We start from the raw sequence: 15,172 nt of genomic DNA, 5'->3' as shown, positions 1-15,172 counted from the left end.
GCACCGAATTGAGGATTCTAATCACAGTGGATACAAGCCTGAAAACGCACGTTCTGCCAGCCGGTGCCGCCGCCACGGCCACCGCCGCCGGGGTTCTGGCCGAGGGTGGCCTCGTGGCGTTTCCGACCGAAACGGTTTACGGCCTCGGCGCCGACGCCGGCAACGCCGCTGCAATCGCCCGGCTCTACCAGGCCAAGGGCCGGCCGGCCTTCAATCCGCTGATCGCACATGTCGCCGATCTCGGCGCCGCCCGCCGGATCGCCCTGTTCGACGGACAGGCCCTGCGCCTCGCGGAAGCGTTCTGGCCCGGTCCCCTGACCCTGGTGCTGCCGAAGGCGCTGTCCTGCCCGGTCGCGGAACTCGCGACCGCCGGCTTGGATACCGTCGCGATTCGCATTCCGGCCCACAAGGTGGCGCGCGACATCATCAAGGCCTTCGGCGGTGCTGTGGTAGCCCCCTCGGCCAATCTTTCCGGCCATGTCTCGCCCACCACCGCCGAGCATGTGAACGGCGACCTGGCTGGCCGTATCGACATGATCGTCGACGGCGGCCCGGTCGCGGTCGGCGTCGAATCCACCATCGTCGGCTGCTTCTCCGATCCGGTGCTGCTGCGGCCGGGCGGGCTGACCCGCGCCGAGATCGAACGCGTGCTCGGCCATCCGCTGCAGTCGCCGCCGCAGGACGCCGAGAGCGACGGCCAGCCGGTCGCCCCCGGCATGCTCGCCTCGCATTACGCGCCACGAACCCCGGTCCGGCTCAACGCCAGCGACGTCCATGTCGGCGAAGCCTTGCTGTCGTTCGGGCCGGCCAAGGTGGCGCGGCGCGAATGCGCCTCGGTGGAAATGAACCTGTCCGAGCGCGGCGATCTCGCCGAGGCTGCAGCCAACCTGTTCGGCTACCTTCGCACGCTCGACAAGAGAAATGCGGATGCTATCGCCGTGATGCCCATTCCCGAGGACGGGCTGGGTGAGGCCATCAATGACCGGCTGCGCCGCGCAGCGGTTGGACGGTAAGCATGACCCGGAAAAGTGGGAACCGGTTTTCCGATTGAGGTCATGCTGAAACAAAGATTCCCGATCAAAGTGAAAGACCAAGAAGAATGAACGTCGTCCAATCAGCGGTGCCGCCGCTCCCGCCCGAATTGCTGGAAAAATTCCGCGCCATCGTCGGCGAGAAATATGCGGTGACCGACGCCGCCGACATCCAGCCTTACACCACGGAGGAGCGCAACCTGTTTCACGGCCGCTCGCCGCTGGTGCTGCGCCCGGGCTCGACCACTGAGGTCGCCGCGATCTGCAAGCTTGCGAGCGAGCACAGGATCGCGCTGGTGCCGCAAGGCGGCAACACCGGCCTGGTCGGCGGCCAGACGCCGCACAATGGCGAGGTCGTGGTGTCGCTGCGGCGCCTCGACAAGATCCGCGACATCGACGTCGAATCCAACACCATGACCTGCGAGGCCGGCGTGGTGTTGCAGATCGCGCAGCAGAAGGCAGCCGACGTCGACCGCCTGTTCCCGCTGTCGCTCGGCGCCGAGGGCAGCTGCACCATCGGCGGCAACCTTTCGACCAATGCCGGCGGCACCGGCGCGCTCGCCTATGGCGTGGCGCGCGAGATGGCGCTCGGGCTCGAGGTGGTGCTGGCCGATGGCCGCGTGCTGAACGCGCTGTCGAAGCTGAAGAAGGACAACACCGGCTACGACCTGCGCAACCTGTTCATCGGCGCCGAAGGCACGCTCGGCATCATCACCGCCGCGACCTTGAAGCTGTTTCCGCGGCCGCGCGCGGTCGAGACCGCTTATGTCGGCCTGAAGTCGCCCGCGGCGGCGCTCAAGCTGCTGTCGATCTCGCGCGATCAGGCGGCCGGCAGCCTGACGAGCTTCGAGCTGCTCGCCGACATCGCGGTCGACTTCTCGATCCGCCACGGCATCGACATCCGCGATCCGCTTGAAAGCAAGCACCCCTGGTACGTGCTGATGGAATTGTCGTCGTCGCGCGACGACGCGCGCGACACGCTGGAGGCGATCCTCGCCCAGGGCATGGAGGACGGCATCGTCGACGACGCCGTGATCGCTGCCAATCTGAGCCAGCGCCAGGCGTTCTGGAAGCTGCGCGACGAGATGTCGGCGGCGCAGAAGCCGGAGGGTGGCTCGATCAAGCACGATATCTCGGTGCCGGTCGCCGCTGTGCCCGCGTTCATCGAAGAGGCCAATGCGGCAGTGGTGAAGCTGATCCCGGGCGCAAGGCCGGTGCCGTTCGGCCATCTCGGCGACGGCAACATCCATTACAATGTCAGCCAGCCGGTCGGCGCCAACGCGGCCGACTTCCTGGCGCGCTGGCACGACGTCAACGCCGTCGTGTTCGAGATCGTGCTGCGGATGGGCGGCTCGATCTCGGCCGAGCACGGCATCGGCGTGCTCAAGCGCGACGAACTGCCCGACGTCAAGGACAAGGTCGCGATCGAGCTGATGCGGCAGGTCAAGGCGTTGCTCGATCCGCTCGGCATCATGAACCCGGGCAAGGTGCTGTGAACGTGCAGACGAAAATGCCCTCCGCCTCCCTCGCAATTGCACCAATCACCGATGCAGACATCGCTGGCGTCGTCGCGCTGTGGCAGGCCTGCGGCCTGACGCGGCCGTGGAACGATCCCGCTGCCGACATCGCGCTGGCACGGCGCGGACCGAGTTCTGCCGTGCTGGTTGGCCGCGACGCCGGCGCGATCGTCGCGACCGCGATGGTCGGTCATGACGGCCATCGCGGCTGGGTCTACTACGTCGCGGTCGACCCCACCCGCCAGGGCAAGGGCCTGGGCCGCGTCATGATGGCCGCAGCCGAGGACTGGCTGCGTGCCGCCGGCGTGCCGAAGCTGCAATTGCTGGTGCGGCGGGAGAACGCCAAGGCGAGCGCGTTCTACCAGACGCTCGGCTATGAGGAATCGACCTCGGTAATGCTGGCCAAATGGCTCGACGGCCGCGAAGCGACGCCGTGAGCGAATTGGGGTTCGACGCATGAGCATCGCCGACCGCGTCCGCGTCAAGGACGTCGAGCTGCTGTCGAAGCGCCGCTACGAGCTGAAGAGCGCGACATTCGACTACCGCCGCAGCAACGGCGAATGGCAGACCCAGGTACGCGAGGTCTACGACCGCGGCAACGGCGCGGTGCTGTTGCCGTACAATCTCGGCACCCGCACGGTGGTGCTGGTGCGCCAGTTCCGCTATCCCGCTTTCGCCAACGGCTATGATGATCTGTTGATCGAGGCCGCCGCCGGCATGCTCGACGATGCCGCGCCGGAAGCGCGGATTCGCGCCGAGGCGGAGGAAGAGATCGGCTACCGCCTCGATCACGTGCGCAAGGTGTTCGAAGCCTTCATGACGCCCGGTGCGGTCACCGAGAAGCTGCATTTCTTCGTCGCCGAATACGACGCGGCGATGCGGATCAGCGACGGCGGCGGGCTCGCCGACGAGGGCGAGGACATCGAGGTGCTGGAGCTTGCGATCGACGGCGCGCTCGCCATGATCAGCGATGGCCGGATCGTCGACGCCAAGACCATCATGCTGCTGCAGTACGCGGCGCTGCATTTGTTCAGGTGAACGCTGCGCCGTCCCTGCGTGGACCGAGCCGGCTCACGCCGTCAGCTAGACAAAATATCGAAAACAACCCCATGCACAGTAGCCGGCGGTGGGCCGGCGCTCGACTTGACACGTCGGGCAACTCACGGATACATTTCCAATATTCCGAAATCACCCGGTCGCAATGCTGGCCCCTGGAGCCGTCCGTTCCGATGCAATCGGAGCGGGGCTCTAGATTCTTGTTTTGACGGGCTTTCTTCACGCAAGCCGGTAGTCACTTCGCTCGACAAAGCTCCAGATCGCCAATGAGATGCCACCTTAATACGGCACTGGCCTGCATCGATGCCGTGATATCCCGGCGGCTTTGCAGGACCTGGTGATCCAAACGCCGATCCATGGCGTATCTGCATCGTCTCCCATGCTGTATTCGCCGATGCCCGCATGTCGGCCGCATCGCGATCGTGTTCACGGATGATCGATGATCGGGGTTTTCGTTTCCGTTACAGGGTTCAAGCCGGCCAGCCGGATTAAGCTGGTGCCGTTCTGGTGGCATACGCTCAGATGCCTGGCGCAGGCACGCCGGGCGCCGGGCAACGTTTCCGTGTCGGCAAGGATCGCGAACGACTATTACCACACCGTCACGGTGTGGACGGACGAGAACAGCATGCGGGCTTACATCAGGGACGGCGCGCATCGAAGGGCGATGTTGAACCACAGGTCGCTCGGCACCGGCCGTGTCCATCATTTCTATCATGGCCGCCCGCCCAGCTGGGGCGAGGCCTACACGGAGTGGCTTCGGTGCGCCAGGGAAGTGTGAAATCCGCTAATTCAGGCGGACCATCTCGACATTCAGCAGCGAGGCGAACGCCACCCAGCACGCGTAAGGGGCGAAGAGGATGGCACTGACCTTGTCTGCCTTCCACGTCGTGACCTGGAAGATGACGATTGCGGACAACAAGGCAAGGATGACGGCAAGCGCCGTGCCGGGCCGGTGGAAGCTGAAGAATATCGGCGACCAGGCAAAGTTAAGAGCCAGTTGCGTCAGCCAGATTCGCCGGCTGATGCGCAAACCCCGCTCCCAAACACGCCAGCCCGCGATGGCGATCAACAGGTAGATGATCGACCAAGCCGGAGCAAACACCCAGTTGGGCGGATTGAACGCAGCCTTGTTCAGGGCTGCGTACCAGGCATCGGGCCTGTTCAGGTACCCGATGGCAAAACCGGCCCCGAGCACCGCCACGACGAACAAGACCAGCCTTCCAAGCCTCATGATCGACCTATCACGATGCCAGACATCATGACTGCCCTTCCCGACGGTTCCGTGCTGGTTAAACGATGGCTCGAGGAGGCTGGATCACCCGTTTCGGAATTTGTCTGCGAACGGTGATCCGGAAGCATGCAGGCAGCGTTCCACGTGAAGTCAAGGCGCGATCTGCGTCCTGATTTTCGCGCGATGGTACACCGCCATTCGACTGTGGCGCGCCTCGTACACATCGCATCGATTGCAAAAGGGCAATGCCCGACCTCACGAATGGAGACGCTCACATGAAACTTTCCGTGCTTGGCTCTGCCGCGACTGCCGTGCTGATCGCATTTGCAGGTCCATTGCCTGAAGCCTCGGCCAAGGAAAAGACCGTGATGGTCGGAGGCGCTGCGATGTATCCGTCGAAGACGATCGTCGCCAACGCCGTGAATTCGAAGGATCACACGACGCTGGTCGCGGCGGTCAAGGCTGCAGGGCTTGTCGACACGCTGTCGGGACCGGGACCTTTTACCGTGTTCGCACCGACCAATGCAGCGTTCCGCAAACTTCCCAAGGGGACGGTCGAGACACTCGTGAAGCCCGAGAACAAGGCGACGCTTACCAGGATTCTGACGTACCATGTCGTTCCCGGCAAGCTGAACGCCGATCAGCTGATGGACGGACAGACCCTGATCACGGTCGAGGGCGAGCCGCTGACGGTCAGGAAGACCGGCGGCAAGGTGATGATCGTCGACGCCAAAGGCGGCGCAGCGACCGTGACAATCCCGGACGTCAATCAGTCGAACGGCGTCATTCACGTTGTCAATTCGGTGCTGATGCCGGCAAGCTGAGGTCTGTCGGAGTGATCGCTATTGCGGTGACGGCGCACCAGATCGCGAACGAAACGTTCAGTGCACCGTCACCGTAACTCAGCAACGGAGCGGCCGACGGACAGCAACAATGCGGACACCATGGCCGCCCTGCCCGGCGGCCTTCTTGTATTGGAACGATGCGTCGGGGAGGCTGGACCACGTGCTTTGGATTTTATCAGCGGACGGTGATCCAGGCGCATTGCACGCCGCGGCATGAAGGGAATACGCCGACCGCGTGGCTCAGCGGCGCCACGCTTTTGCGCGGTCGGCGAGTTGCTCGTCGGCGAAGCCGTTGCCAAATAACAGATAATAAGTCCCGGCACTCCGGGGAGGAGCGCCGGGACTGAAAGTGAATGCGCCAACTTGGGGGCCGGGAACGCATCCACCCTCGCCTAATTTTCCCGACCCGCAATCGTTCCTATGGATTGGCCGCTTTGTTTCGGCCCGTGGCTTTTCGGCCGGTACCCGGCGTCCGCCGGGCGGCCGTCTGGCGATCAGCCGATCTGTCGTTCGCCTCGTGGAGAGGCCGCCCAATCGAAGCGGCTCTCATCGTCCCAAATGCGTTCACCGCATCTGCATTCGAACATGCGGACGTGCCGGCCCGTCTGCACGCTGAGCATGGTCCGGACCAGCTCCGGCTGCCTGCGGCAGCGGCACAGCTTGGCCGGCAGCTTTTCGATCTCTTCGTTTTGCGAACTTATTGCACTCATCAGACCCGTCCCGTGAGGCACGAGTCTTAAGTTACAAAGTGAACACTTGTTCCCGGGACGCGAGACAGACGCCGGAAAATGCATGGAACGGTTTGGAAATGATCGGCGACTGCCGAGGCTCGGCCTGCCCGGGCATTCGCCGCTGTTACGGTGCCAGTTCACAAGTCCCCCCGCAATGGCGATGCCATTGCGGGGGGATGACGGAAATGGATCGCGTCCACCTAAGCTGCAGATGTGGGCTGGGCTCGACGATCAGCTGTCGCTGGCCCCGCTCCACACCGTCAACCCTACTGCATCGTGATCGCAAGGCCGCTCAGATCGGCGTTCGCCATCAGGCCGACCTGGTGGCCGGTCAGCTCCAGCACCGCGCCCTTCTGGTTGGTCAGCACGATCGCGCGCGCGCCGCGGCCGACGGCAAGCCCCGCACCCGCTGCGCCATAGACGCCGGCGACGTCGGACGGACGGTTGATGTTGCTGACGCGGCCGCGCAGCACGGTCTTGGAGCCGCCGAACACCAGGCCGTAATCGAGGCCGCCGGTGGACAGCCGATAGGAGCGGCCGCGGAAGGTCAGCACGCCGCTGCCGCCGGAGCCGCCGATGAACCAGCCGGCCTTGTAGATCGTGAGCGTCACGAAGCCGCTGTCGGCACGGGCCGCGGACGAGAAGGCGACGCCGGTGAACGCCAGCAGTGCGACCAGCGCGGCGCGAAGGATCAATGAAAACTTCATGTGCAGTCTCCTCAGGATTTGCTCACGTCGATTTACGCGCGTCGCGCAGCCGGCCCGAATCGCCGTACGCCGACTGTAGCCAGCACGTAGTCAGGCACAATTTGGCGCAATGACGGCGTTGAACCTGTTCCCGAGGTTGCAACACTCACTGCATGTCCGGGGCGAACGGCCCCCGAGTTCCCGGATTGCCCCGCGGAGCATTCACTTTTTCAAACCGGAGATTTCCCATGCGTCGTCTTGCGATCGCCTGTGCCGCCATGGCCGCCACCGTATCCGTGCTTGCAGCGGCCAGCCCCGCCAGCGCCAATCCGTATCATCTGATCCGCTGGCAAGACACCGGCTTCTGCCAGATCTGGGACCAGAGCATCCCGACCACGCCGTGGCCTGCGAACTTCGCCGTCGTCAGCGAAGAGCTGCCGACCTTCGACGCCGCGTTCAGCTACAAAACCGGACTCCTGAACAACGGCACCTGCTCGTACTGAGCATTCGCCGATCGCGCGCGGGGCGGACACGCGGCAACACCGCGTCGTCCGCCCTTGTGCTGTCGGACGTCATGCGATCGCGCGTCAGTGATGCTTTACGTATCAGTGATGCTTGACGCATCAGTGATGCTTGATCAAAGCGTCGCGCGCGGCGGCAAGCTCGAGGAACGCGGCGCCATTGCCACCGCCGTCGGGATGCATCGTCTTGGCGGCGCGCTTGAACGCCTGCTGGATTTCGGTCACCGCGAGATGGCGGCCGAACGGCAGGCCGAGCAATTGCCGGTAGCGCTCCTCCTGCGTCAACGCCTTCGGCGTCAAGCCGCGCCGGCCGAACCGCGGCGCCGACAGCATGTGCAGCGCATCGCTGACGATGCCGAGACGGCGCAGCGCCATCGACCTCGTGCGGCGATCGGCCGTTTTCAGCGCCGCCTGGCGCAGGATCGGCAGCACCTGTGCGGCCGCATGCCGCAGCGTCTCGTCGATATCGGTCATGGCGATCTCGGCGATCAATTTGGCGATCTCGCGATAGTCCGGATCAGACGCCGCGCAGAAGCGCTCGATCGCAACTTTCCAGTGTCTGATATGCGGGTCCATGATCGGTCCGTACCGTCATCCGAATATGGATGACAGCAACGCACAAACACGGCTTGGCGTTTCGGTTGGGGCAGTTTTGAATAGTGTTGTCGGCAACGCTCTCAAATCAGAACAAGGAAACGCCATGGCCCTTCTCGACAATCACATCGCCGTCATCACCGGTGCAGGCTCGGGCATCGGGCGCGCCATCGCGTTGGGCTACGGCCGCGAGGGTGCGCGCGTGGTACTGCTCGACATGAACGGCGATGCGGCAGCAGAAGCGGCCAAGGAGATCAGGAGTGCCGGCGGCAAGGCGGACAGCTTCGCGCTCGACGTGACCGATCGCAACGCCTGCGTCGCGATGGCACAGCAGGTCGCCGACAAGGTCGGGCCGGTCTCGATCCTGGTCAACAATGCCGGCATCGCACGCCGCAACGGCATGCTCGGGACTGAGGAGGCCGTGATCAAGGATTGGGAGGACATCATCTCGATCAATCTCACCGGCGTCTTCAACGTGACGCATTCCTTCCTCGCGCCGCTGCGCAAGAACAAGGGGCGCATCGTCAATATCGGTTCGATCCAGTCGTTCGTGCATCTGCGCACGCCGAGTTCGCCGGCCTACACCGCCTCCAAGCACGGCGTGCTTGGCTTCACCAAGGCGCTGGCCGCCGAGCTCGGCAAGGACGGCGTGCGCGTCAATGCGATCGGCCCCGGCTTCATCGAAACGCCGCTGAACGAGAAGGTGCGCGCCACCAATCCCGACCTCGTGAAAGTGTTCATGGACCACACCCCGCTGGGCCGCGCCGGCAAGCCGGAGGACATCGTGGGTCCTGCGATCTTCCTCGCCTCGGACCTGTCGGCCTATGTCTCCGGATCGATCGTGATGGTCGATGGCGGCTACCGGACACTGTGACGGATGGAACCGCAATCGTGGCGATTTCTAGGTATTTTGCTTACAAAGCATGGAGTTAGCGAGGCATTAAGGACTTGTTAACCAAACCGGCACACCGTGGATCTACGGGGTAGTTGGTTCTCGATGTCTCCGCCTCATCGACGAGGCGGGCGTTGATCGGGAGGAGTTCATGTCATACGCGTCCACCGTACCGTCGCCGGAAGCGCTGCTGCCGTCGCTGGCTCCAAATGAAATCGTCCCGTTGCTGATCGGCGCGACCGTCGACGAAGTCGAGCGCGAACTGGTGCTGCAAACGCTCGCGCGCTGCGACGGCAATCGCACCCGCGCCGCGCGCGTGCTGGGACTCTCGGTCCGAACCTTGCGGAACAAGATTCGCGAATATTCCGCCGACGGCATCGACGTGCCGCATAGCGAGCACGCCGCGGCCTAGCGGCTCCAAAGCGGGATGAGTTTTGACTGAGTCGGCTCGGCGCGGCCTTGGTTCACCTCTCCCCGTCGGGGAGAGGTCGGATTGCGCCTGGCGATGCGAAGCATCGTCCAGTGCAATCCGGGTGAGGGCTCTTGCGCTCTCGATAGACCGTACCCCCTCACCCGGCGCTACGCGCCGACCTCTCCCAAGGGAGAGGTGAAGTTCCGCCGTCGATTTAGCTCCACCTAGTCTCATTAGGCCTTAGATCGAGAGATCGATCGCAAGACGCCGCCAGCGCGACAGTAGAGCGCTGTCCTCGTCACCGAGGCAGCGCGCGAGACGCACGTCGATCGTCGCGGTCTGTTGCATCGTCCGGGCCACCAGCGCGGTCGCATAGTCCCAATAATCGCGCCGTCCATTCGGATCGTCATCGACGAGGGACTTCGCGAGGATCTCGACGTAGATCGCGGCGACGGCATTTTGCCAAAGGTCACTTGCGCGCCTCTCGGCGGAGGACGCACCGCTCCGCGCCTGCCGCATCAACCAGTAGTTTTCTTCGCCTCCTGCCCATTCCGATGCCGGCAGCGACGGATCGAGACACGGCGAGCGGCACGCGAGCGGCAGCATCGTGCGCGCGTCGCAGAACACGGAATAGTCGAGCCTGTCGTACCAGCTCACGCGCAGCAAGCGGCCGATCTGATCCTGCTCATGCGCCGCGAGCGGCCGCCTGCCCGTTTGCTCGAGATCGGCGATGATCGCTGCCAGGCGATCGCGGTCGAACGGCTCGGCTTCGAGCACCACCCCGACATTGCGCGGGAACAACGCGTCGAGCATGGCGACCATCTCGCGATAGAACGCGCGCGCCAGGCCACGGCCGCGCCACGCCTTCCCAATGCCGACATGGTTGCAGAAGATCAGCTCGCTTGCGTGATCGTAGGTAAAGAAGCCGAGCCCGATCGCGCGCCCGGCGGCGCGCAGGATGAAGCAGCGCGAGTCGAGCCGATAGGACATCTCCTGGCCGGCGACGCTGAAACACCTGGTCTCGCCGACGTCATCCGACAACAGCCATCGCACGATGTCGTCAGGACTGTCGCGCTCGTTCGCGGGAAACAAGTGCTCGTACAGCTCGAGCACGCCCGTGCTGCGAAAGCCTGCTTCGTCAAGCACATCCTGCCGCGTCACGACGATGTCGAGCGATTGCGGTTCGTCGCCGTAGCTGCCGTCCAAAACCCGCAATGCGTCCTCCGTTGTCATAATGCCCATGGAATTATGACTGTTGATCGCTTGCATCGGTGCCGCCGGGCAGAATTGAAGCCGTCGTCCAACCTCTGTTACAAGCGGCTTCACATCGCGACGGAGCATATCAGTGGCTGACGAGACAACTTCCCGCCAGGGGGCACGAGGAGCGCCGGGGCCACAGGGCCGTCAGGGCGAGCCGGGAAAGCCCGGACCGCAGGGACATCCAGGGCGCCCGGGACCGGAAGGTCCGCGCGGCAAGCCGGGTCCGCAGGGCAAGGCGGGCGTGCAAGGCAAGGCAGGCCCTCAGGGCAAGCCGGGGGCGCAAGGCAAGGCAGGCGTGCAGGGTCCGCGCGGCGAAGCCGGTCCTCAGGGCCCGCAGGGTCCCGCCGGTCCGCGCGGTGAAGCCGGCCCGCCCGGCCAATTGCCGTCGATCGAGCAGGTGATGCCGTGGCTGCACATGATCTTCGACGCCTGGGAAGACTACAAGCGCACCAAGGAGCGTGAAGCCGCCGAGCAGGCCGAACGCGATGCCGCCGAGCGCGCGGCAGCGGAAGCGATTGCCCTTGAAGTCGATGACATCGATCTCGAGGAAGATGACGACGAAGACGGCGATCACAAGAAAAAGAAGAAGCACCGCAAGAAGGACAAGAAGTAATCCTCCTGATCATCGCGCGACGGCACGGCCAGCCATGTCGGTGTCGCGCGCGATGCTCACCGCTGGGCGCCCGGAGGATCGGAGGGCCGGGCGAGCTGCATCAGCTGAAACACCCAGCGCATCGCGTAGTACCAGGCAACACCCGCGAACGCCCCGCACGCCGACAGGATGACGACGTTGGCGAGGTCGATCGTGCCGCTCGACCACAGCATGCCGCAGGTCCAGAGCACGGCGAACGCAATCGAGCAGAGTGTGAGCAGGGCGGCAGGCTTCATGGCGTTGCTCCGGGGGGCCAGGGTGAACGGCAATGATGCCCGGTGGCCTGACGGCTTACCGTGACCTGCGTCACGGAATGCGCTGGCCTCATCCGAACCGCAGGCGCGAGCGCTCCCTCGCCTTCTCCGCCTCGACCTCGCGATCGCGCGCCGGCGCCGTGGTCTGCAACGAGATCAGGAGTTTTCGCGCAGCAGCGGAGACTTCGGCCACCGCAAGGTTGAAGGCGGCTTCATTGGACTGCGACGGCTTGTTGAAGCCACTCAATTTGCGCACGAATTGCAACGCCGAGGCGTGGATCTCGTCTTCGGTGGCGGGCGGCTCGAAGTTGAACAGCGTCTTGATATTGCGGCACATGTCGGTCTCCCTCGCCCGCATTTCGGGGCTTGCGCCTCAAGGACGATCGGCTGCTGCAAAATACGACATCGTGGTCTATTCTGGCAGCCCCATGGTCCACGATGGAAACGAGGTTCCGGATGAGCCACGTGATCTACAAGGTGGTCCAGCACGATGGCGGCTGGGCCTATACTGTCGACGGGGTGTTCTCCGAACCGTTTCCAACCCATGCCGCGGCGCTTGCCGCCGCCCGGCGCGCGGCCAACGAGCAACGTGTTCCCGGGCGCACCGAGGCAATCCAGTACGAGACCGCGGACGGCAAATGGCTGACCGAGACTGCCTCCGGCAGCGACCGCCCGGAAACCGAGGTCGAGGACGGGCGCTAGTCTAGTTCAGACCGGTGCGGTGCAACGCCGCGCATCTGCACCAGCCGCGCCAGAACGGCGTCGGCAAAGGGACACGCGAGACGCGGCTGCCGCGCCGGATCGAACGCGATCTCCTCGGCACGGCACCACGCAGCGCGCGGCGCAACTCTCGGATAGTGGCTTGCATCATGCTAAAGCGCGACGAGATTGGGTTGAATCGTCATCGGGCTTTAGCTCCTTGTTTGAGCATGATCTTTTCGGAAAACCGCTTCGCACTTTTCCGGATCATGCTTTAGGCTTGCACCGAGGCGGCTGGACAAACCCGCCATGTGCAGGGAGAAGCCCATGATCCGTTTGTGCGCGGCGCTTGTGGCCGCTCTCGTCTCGATAGCGGTACCGGTCATGGCTGCAGACTATCCCGCGCCTCAGGATGGCGAGTGGATCGCAAAGGACTTCAAGTTCCACAGCGGCGAGGTGATGCCGGAACTGCGGCTGCACTACACCACGGTCGGCGCACCGACCGGACAGCCGGTGCTGGTGCTGCACGGCTCCGGCGGCTCGGCCGCCAGCATGCTGACGCCGACCTTTGCCGGCGAGCTGTTCGGCCCGGGGCAGCCGCTCGACGCGGCGAAATACTACATCATCATTCCCGACGGCATCGGGCACGGCAAATCGTCGAAGCCGTCGGATGCGATGCGCACGAGCTTTCCGAAATACGACTACAACGACATGGTCGACGCGCAATACCGGCTCGTCACCGAGGGGCTCGGCATCAAGCATCTGCGGCTTGTGATCGGCAATTCGATGGGCGGCATGCACAGCTGGATCTGGGGCGTGCGCTATCCGCAGATGATGGACGTGCTGGTGCCGATGGCCTCGCAGCCGACTGCGATGGCCGCGCGCAACTGGATCCTGCGGCGGACGATGCTGGACACGATCCGCAACGACCCCGACTACAACGGCGGCAATTACACCAGCCAGCCGCGGATGATGAAATACGCCATCGCCGCCTATCGCTTCGCCAGCGCCGGCGGCACGCTCGCCTACCAGACGCAGGCGCCATCGGCCCCGCAAGCCGACAAGATGGTCGACGACCAGCTGGCGCTGCCGGTCACCGCCGATGCCAACGACTACATCTATCAATGGGAAGCCTCGCATGATTACGATCCCTCCGCCGGCATGGAGAAGATCGAGGCGACACTGCTCGCGATCAACGCGGCCGACGACGAGCGCAATCCGCCGGAGACCGGCGTCACCGAGGCTGCGGTCAAGCGGATCAAGAACGGCAAGATCTATCTGATCCCGGCGAGCAGCGAGACGCGCGGCCACCTCACCACCGGCGACGCCAAATTCTACTCCGGTCAATTGCAGGAGCTGCTGCGAGTCACGCCGCAGCGAGCAATGTAGCCGAGAAGCACGGTCGACACTTATTCGTCTTGTGGTTGTCTCTAAATCGATTTATATCATGAGCATTGTACGATCATTGCCTCGCAGCCGTATTTCGGAGCGACGATGCCCGGCATTTCCAAAGACCAGGCTGCTCAGCTCAGTCCATTTTCGATTGCTGATCTGGACGCCATGATTGCCGGTGGGCGCTTGTCCACCGAAACCGCCGCTGACGGCACGGTGCTGGTCGATCCGGTCGCCGTGGCGCGGTTGGCTGATCTCAAGGAAGCAGAGCGGCAGAACGACGGTTTGACGCGCGAGATCGCCGCCCTCAGGCTGGCATTGGCGCGTCCGCAGGACCGGATCGTTCCGTGGCTGGCGCTTGTCGTTGCAGTCGCCGGAGCGGGGATCGCGATCGTTCAGATCATGAATGCGATCGACTTCTATCGAACCAACAATGATTACAAGATGCAGTCGGACTATACGGACTTCTTCCGCGCCGTCATCGACGCGCCGCCCGACAAGATGCAATCCTATGCCGCGCTATATGATGCGAAATTCTCCAACATCTACGATCTCTACCGGCACGGCGGCATCTCCCTGGAATCCTGGCGCGCAATCGCAACTCAGGCTTGCCCGAAGTTTCGCAAGGAAGGCTTTGCGCTCGGTGGCGTCAAGCTGCCGGCAGTCGAAAAGATCTGCGATCAGACCAAGACACCGTAGGAGGCGACAATGCTGGTGCGAAGGATGACGGCTCTCGCAATCATCGTGGTTGCCTGCTGCGCGGGCGCCAGCCGCATCGCGCTCGCCGACACCGTCGACGATTTGATCACGAAGGCGAGGCAGGCCGATCAGGACAGGCAGGTCGCCCAGCCGATCTCAAACCTGGCGCGAGCGAACTGTGCCGCCGGCAACGGCGTACTCGGCGGCATCGCCGAACAAAACCCGGAAGCGGTCCGGCGCGCGCTCAATTCGGCAAAAGAGGGATATGATTCCGCCTACAAGATTTTGGTCGATCAGGCTGGATCGCGTGCATTCAAGCAGCCTTTCGACCAGACCAGATTGCGGAACCTGCAGAAATACACCAGCACCGACCTGAGCAAGATCGTGACCCGCGAGGACCTGCTGCGCAGGATTGCTGCGATCGTCAAGCAATCGAGCGAAGCCCTGGAGCGGATTCAGTCCGGTAAGCCGGAGAAGGACGACCTTGCGCTGGTGATTGCGAACTCCACCGAGATCACCCGTCTGATCGCGGCATTCTACGATCTGACCGGCGTGTGACCGTCTGCGGCACGTGATAGGCTGCGCCGGCGAGATCGATGTTGGCGCCCGCACGAAGAAGCCGGCCTGAACGCCTCTCGCACTGCATCACGGACAACTGCGCTGCTTCGCTCATTCTTTGAGCATGCATCCCGCGCGCGGT

The 15,172-nt window shown here is 63.9% G+C and carries 20 protein-coding genes; 14 read left to right on the top strand and 6 right to left on the bottom strand.

The genetic code is table 11. The features are described 5' to 3' along the window. Positions 1 to 26: 26 nt before the first annotated feature. The 5 genes from JQ507_06735 (at position 27) to JQ507_06715 (ending at position 4,382) form a co-directional block, all read left to right on the top strand. Entirely contained in the window at positions 27 to 1,013 is a 987-nt protein-coding gene (locus JQ507_06735) for a threonylcarbamoyl-AMP synthase (protein ID QRI71193.1), read from the top strand. An 86-nt stretch (positions 1,014 to 1,099) separates the two neighbouring features. Then, positions 1,100 to 2,527, top strand: coding sequence for an FAD-binding oxidoreductase (locus JQ507_06730; GenBank protein ID QRI71192.1), 1,428 nt, complete (start codon positions 1,100 to 1,102; stop codon positions 2,525 to 2,527). A gap of 14 nt (positions 2,528 to 2,541) precedes the next feature. Next, entirely contained in the window at positions 2,542 to 2,985 is a 444-nt protein-coding gene (locus JQ507_06725) for a GNAT family acetyltransferase (GenBank protein QRI71191.1), read from the top strand. 19 nt (positions 2,986 to 3,004) lie between these two features. Then, positions 3,005 to 3,586 carry a GDP-mannose pyrophosphatase gene (locus JQ507_06720; GenBank protein ID QRI71190.1) on the top strand — a complete coding sequence of 194 codons (582 nt, stop codon included), beginning with the start codon at positions 3,005 to 3,007 and terminating at the stop codon, positions 3,584 to 3,586. A gap of 460 nt (positions 3,587 to 4,046) precedes the next feature. Continuing rightward, the gene (locus JQ507_06715) at positions 4,047 to 4,382 is read left to right on the top strand and encodes a hypothetical protein (GenBank protein ID QRI73219.1); all 336 of its coding nucleotides are present in this window, start codon (positions 4,047 to 4,049) and stop codon (positions 4,380 to 4,382) included. A gap of 6 nt (positions 4,383 to 4,388) precedes the next feature. On the opposite strand, the gene JQ507_06710 is transcribed toward JQ507_06715, so the two are convergent. Beyond that, positions 4,389 to 4,835: a tryptophan-rich sensory protein gene (locus tag JQ507_06710; protein QRI71189.1), complete on the bottom strand. Its 447-nt coding sequence runs from the start codon at positions 4,833 to 4,835 to the stop codon at positions 4,389 to 4,391. A 275-nt stretch (positions 4,836 to 5,110) separates the two neighbouring features. Here JQ507_06710 and JQ507_06705 point away from each other — a divergent pair, with 275 nt between their 5' ends. Beyond that, positions 5,111 to 5,659 carry a fasciclin domain-containing protein gene (locus tag JQ507_06705; GenBank protein QRI71188.1) on the top strand — a complete coding sequence of 183 codons (549 nt, stop codon included), beginning with the start codon at positions 5,111 to 5,113 and terminating at the stop codon, positions 5,657 to 5,659. 1,018 nt (positions 5,660 to 6,677) lie between these two features. Here JQ507_06705 and JQ507_06700 read toward each other — a convergent pair. Then, positions 6,678 to 7,118 (bottom strand): hypothetical protein, encoded by a 441-nt coding sequence (locus JQ507_06700; protein QRI71187.1) that lies wholly within the window; start codon positions 7,116 to 7,118, stop codon positions 6,678 to 6,680. A gap of 227 nt (positions 7,119 to 7,345) precedes the next feature. On the opposite strand from JQ507_06700, the gene JQ507_06695 reads away from it, so the two are divergent. After that, on the top strand, positions 7,346 to 7,600 hold the full coding sequence (locus tag JQ507_06695; GenBank protein QRI71186.1) for a hypothetical protein: 255 nt from the start codon (positions 7,346 to 7,348) through the stop codon (positions 7,598 to 7,600). A gap of 120 nt (positions 7,601 to 7,720) precedes the next feature. On the opposite strand, the gene JQ507_06690 is transcribed toward JQ507_06695, so the two are convergent. Beyond that, a complete protein-coding gene (locus tag JQ507_06690; GenBank protein ID QRI71185.1) occupies positions 7,721 to 8,194 on the bottom strand; it encodes a hypothetical protein in 474 nt (157 codons plus the stop codon). A 124-nt stretch (positions 8,195 to 8,318) separates the two neighbouring features. Between JQ507_06690 and fabG the strand changes: the two genes are divergently transcribed. Continuing rightward, positions 8,319 to 9,086 carry a 3-oxoacyl-ACP reductase FabG gene (gene fabG / locus JQ507_06685; GenBank protein QRI71184.1) on the top strand — a complete coding sequence of 256 codons (768 nt, stop codon included), beginning with the start codon at positions 8,319 to 8,321 and terminating at the stop codon, positions 9,084 to 9,086. A 169-nt stretch (positions 9,087 to 9,255) separates the two neighbouring features. After that, a complete protein-coding gene (locus tag JQ507_06680; GenBank protein QRI71183.1) occupies positions 9,256 to 9,516 on the top strand; it encodes a helix-turn-helix domain-containing protein in 261 nt (86 codons plus the stop codon). 240 nt (positions 9,517 to 9,756) lie between these two features. Here the strand turns inward: JQ507_06680 and JQ507_06675 are convergent, their stop codons facing one another. Then, the gene (locus JQ507_06675; protein ID QRI73218.1) at positions 9,757 to 10,749 is read right to left on the bottom strand and encodes a hypothetical protein; all 993 of its coding nucleotides are present in this window, start codon (positions 10,747 to 10,749) and stop codon (positions 9,757 to 9,759) included. A 112-nt stretch (positions 10,750 to 10,861) separates the two neighbouring features. Here JQ507_06675 and JQ507_06670 point away from each other — a divergent pair, with 112 nt between their 5' ends. After that, positions 10,862 to 11,389, top strand: coding sequence for a collagen-like protein (locus JQ507_06670; protein QRI71182.1), 528 nt, complete (start codon positions 10,862 to 10,864; stop codon positions 11,387 to 11,389). 56 nt (positions 11,390 to 11,445) lie between these two features. On the opposite strand, the gene JQ507_06665 is transcribed toward JQ507_06670, so the two are convergent. Then, on the bottom strand, positions 11,446 to 11,664 hold the full coding sequence (locus JQ507_06665) for a hypothetical protein (protein QRI71181.1): 219 nt from the start codon (positions 11,662 to 11,664) through the stop codon (positions 11,446 to 11,448). 88 nt (positions 11,665 to 11,752) lie between these two features. After that, positions 11,753 to 12,019, bottom strand: a complete 267-nt coding sequence (locus JQ507_06660) for a DUF2277 domain-containing protein (protein ID QRI71180.1) — start codon at positions 12,017 to 12,019, stop codon at positions 11,753 to 11,755. A gap of 119 nt (positions 12,020 to 12,138) precedes the next feature. Here JQ507_06660 and JQ507_06655 point away from each other — a divergent pair, with 119 nt between their 5' ends. The 4 genes from JQ507_06655 (at position 12,139) to JQ507_06640 (ending at position 15,030) form a co-directional block, all read left to right on the top strand. Then, on the top strand, positions 12,139 to 12,384 hold the full coding sequence (locus JQ507_06655) for a DUF2188 domain-containing protein (GenBank protein QRI71179.1): 246 nt from the start codon (positions 12,139 to 12,141) through the stop codon (positions 12,382 to 12,384). A 324-nt stretch (positions 12,385 to 12,708) separates the two neighbouring features. Beyond that, positions 12,709 to 13,770: an alpha/beta fold hydrolase gene (locus tag JQ507_06650; GenBank protein QRI71178.1), complete on the top strand. Its 1,062-nt coding sequence runs from the start codon at positions 12,709 to 12,711 to the stop codon at positions 13,768 to 13,770. Positions 13,771 to 13,959: 189 nt separating this feature from the next. Next, positions 13,960 to 14,472: a hypothetical protein gene (locus tag JQ507_06645; GenBank protein QRI71177.1), complete on the top strand. Its 513-nt coding sequence runs from the start codon at positions 13,960 to 13,962 to the stop codon at positions 14,470 to 14,472. Between the two features lie 24 nt (positions 14,473 to 14,496). Next, positions 14,497 to 15,030, top strand: coding sequence for a hypothetical protein (locus tag JQ507_06640; protein QRI71176.1), 534 nt, complete (start codon positions 14,497 to 14,499; stop codon positions 15,028 to 15,030). Positions 15,031 to 15,172 lie beyond the last annotated feature (142 nt).

The sequence above is a fragment of the Bradyrhizobium sp. PSBB068 genome, from assembly GCA_016839165.1.
GTDB lineage: Bacteria > Pseudomonadota > Alphaproteobacteria > Rhizobiales > Xanthobacteraceae > Bradyrhizobium.
This window is presented reverse-complemented; position numbering and strand designations above follow the sequence as displayed.

Coding starts and splice junctions, on each gene's coding strand:
- JQ507_06665 (QRI71181.1), bottom strand. CDS start 11,664: ATGAAGCCTGCCGCCCTGCTCACACTCTGCTCGATTGCGTTCGCCGTG.
- JQ507_06655 (QRI71179.1), top strand. CDS start 12,139: ATGAGCCACGTGATCTACAAGGTGGTCCAGCACGATGGCGGCTGGGCC.
- JQ507_06705 (QRI71188.1), top strand. CDS start 5,111: ATGAAACTTTCCGTGCTTGGCTCTGCCGCGACTGCCGTGCTGATCGCA.
- JQ507_06660 (QRI71180.1), bottom strand. CDS start 12,019: ATGTGCCGCAATATCAAGACGCTGTTCAACTTCGAGCCGCCCGCCACC.
- JQ507_06720 (QRI71190.1), top strand. CDS start 3,005: ATGAGCATCGCCGACCGCGTCCGCGTCAAGGACGTCGAGCTGCTGTCG.
- JQ507_06680 (QRI71183.1), top strand. CDS start 9,256: ATGTCATACGCGTCCACCGTACCGTCGCCGGAAGCGCTGCTGCCGTCG.
- JQ507_06730 (QRI71192.1), top strand. CDS start 1,100: ATGAACGTCGTCCAATCAGCGGTGCCGCCGCTCCCGCCCGAATTGCTG.
- JQ507_06675 (QRI73218.1), bottom strand. CDS start 10,749: ATGACAACGGAGGACGCATTGCGGGTTTTGGACGGCAGCTACGGCGAC.
- JQ507_06725 (QRI71191.1), top strand. CDS start 2,542: ATGCCCTCCGCCTCCCTCGCAATTGCACCAATCACCGATGCAGACATC.
- JQ507_06640 (QRI71176.1), top strand. CDS start 14,497: ATGACGGCTCTCGCAATCATCGTGGTTGCCTGCTGCGCGGGCGCCAGC.
- JQ507_06710 (QRI71189.1), bottom strand. CDS start 4,835: ATGAGGCTTGGAAGGCTGGTCTTGTTCGTCGTGGCGGTGCTCGGGGCC.
- JQ507_06650 (QRI71178.1), top strand. CDS start 12,709: ATGATCCGTTTGTGCGCGGCGCTTGTGGCCGCTCTCGTCTCGATAGCG.
- fabG (QRI71184.1), top strand. CDS start 8,319: ATGGCCCTTCTCGACAATCACATCGCCGTCATCACCGGTGCAGGCTCG.
- JQ507_06695 (QRI71186.1), top strand. CDS start 7,346: ATGCGTCGTCTTGCGATCGCCTGTGCCGCCATGGCCGCCACCGTATCC.
- JQ507_06690 (QRI71185.1), bottom strand. CDS start 8,194: ATGGACCCGCATATCAGACACTGGAAAGTTGCGATCGAGCGCTTCTGC.
- JQ507_06700 (QRI71187.1), bottom strand. CDS start 7,118: ATGAAGTTTTCATTGATCCTTCGCGCCGCGCTGGTCGCACTGCTGGCG.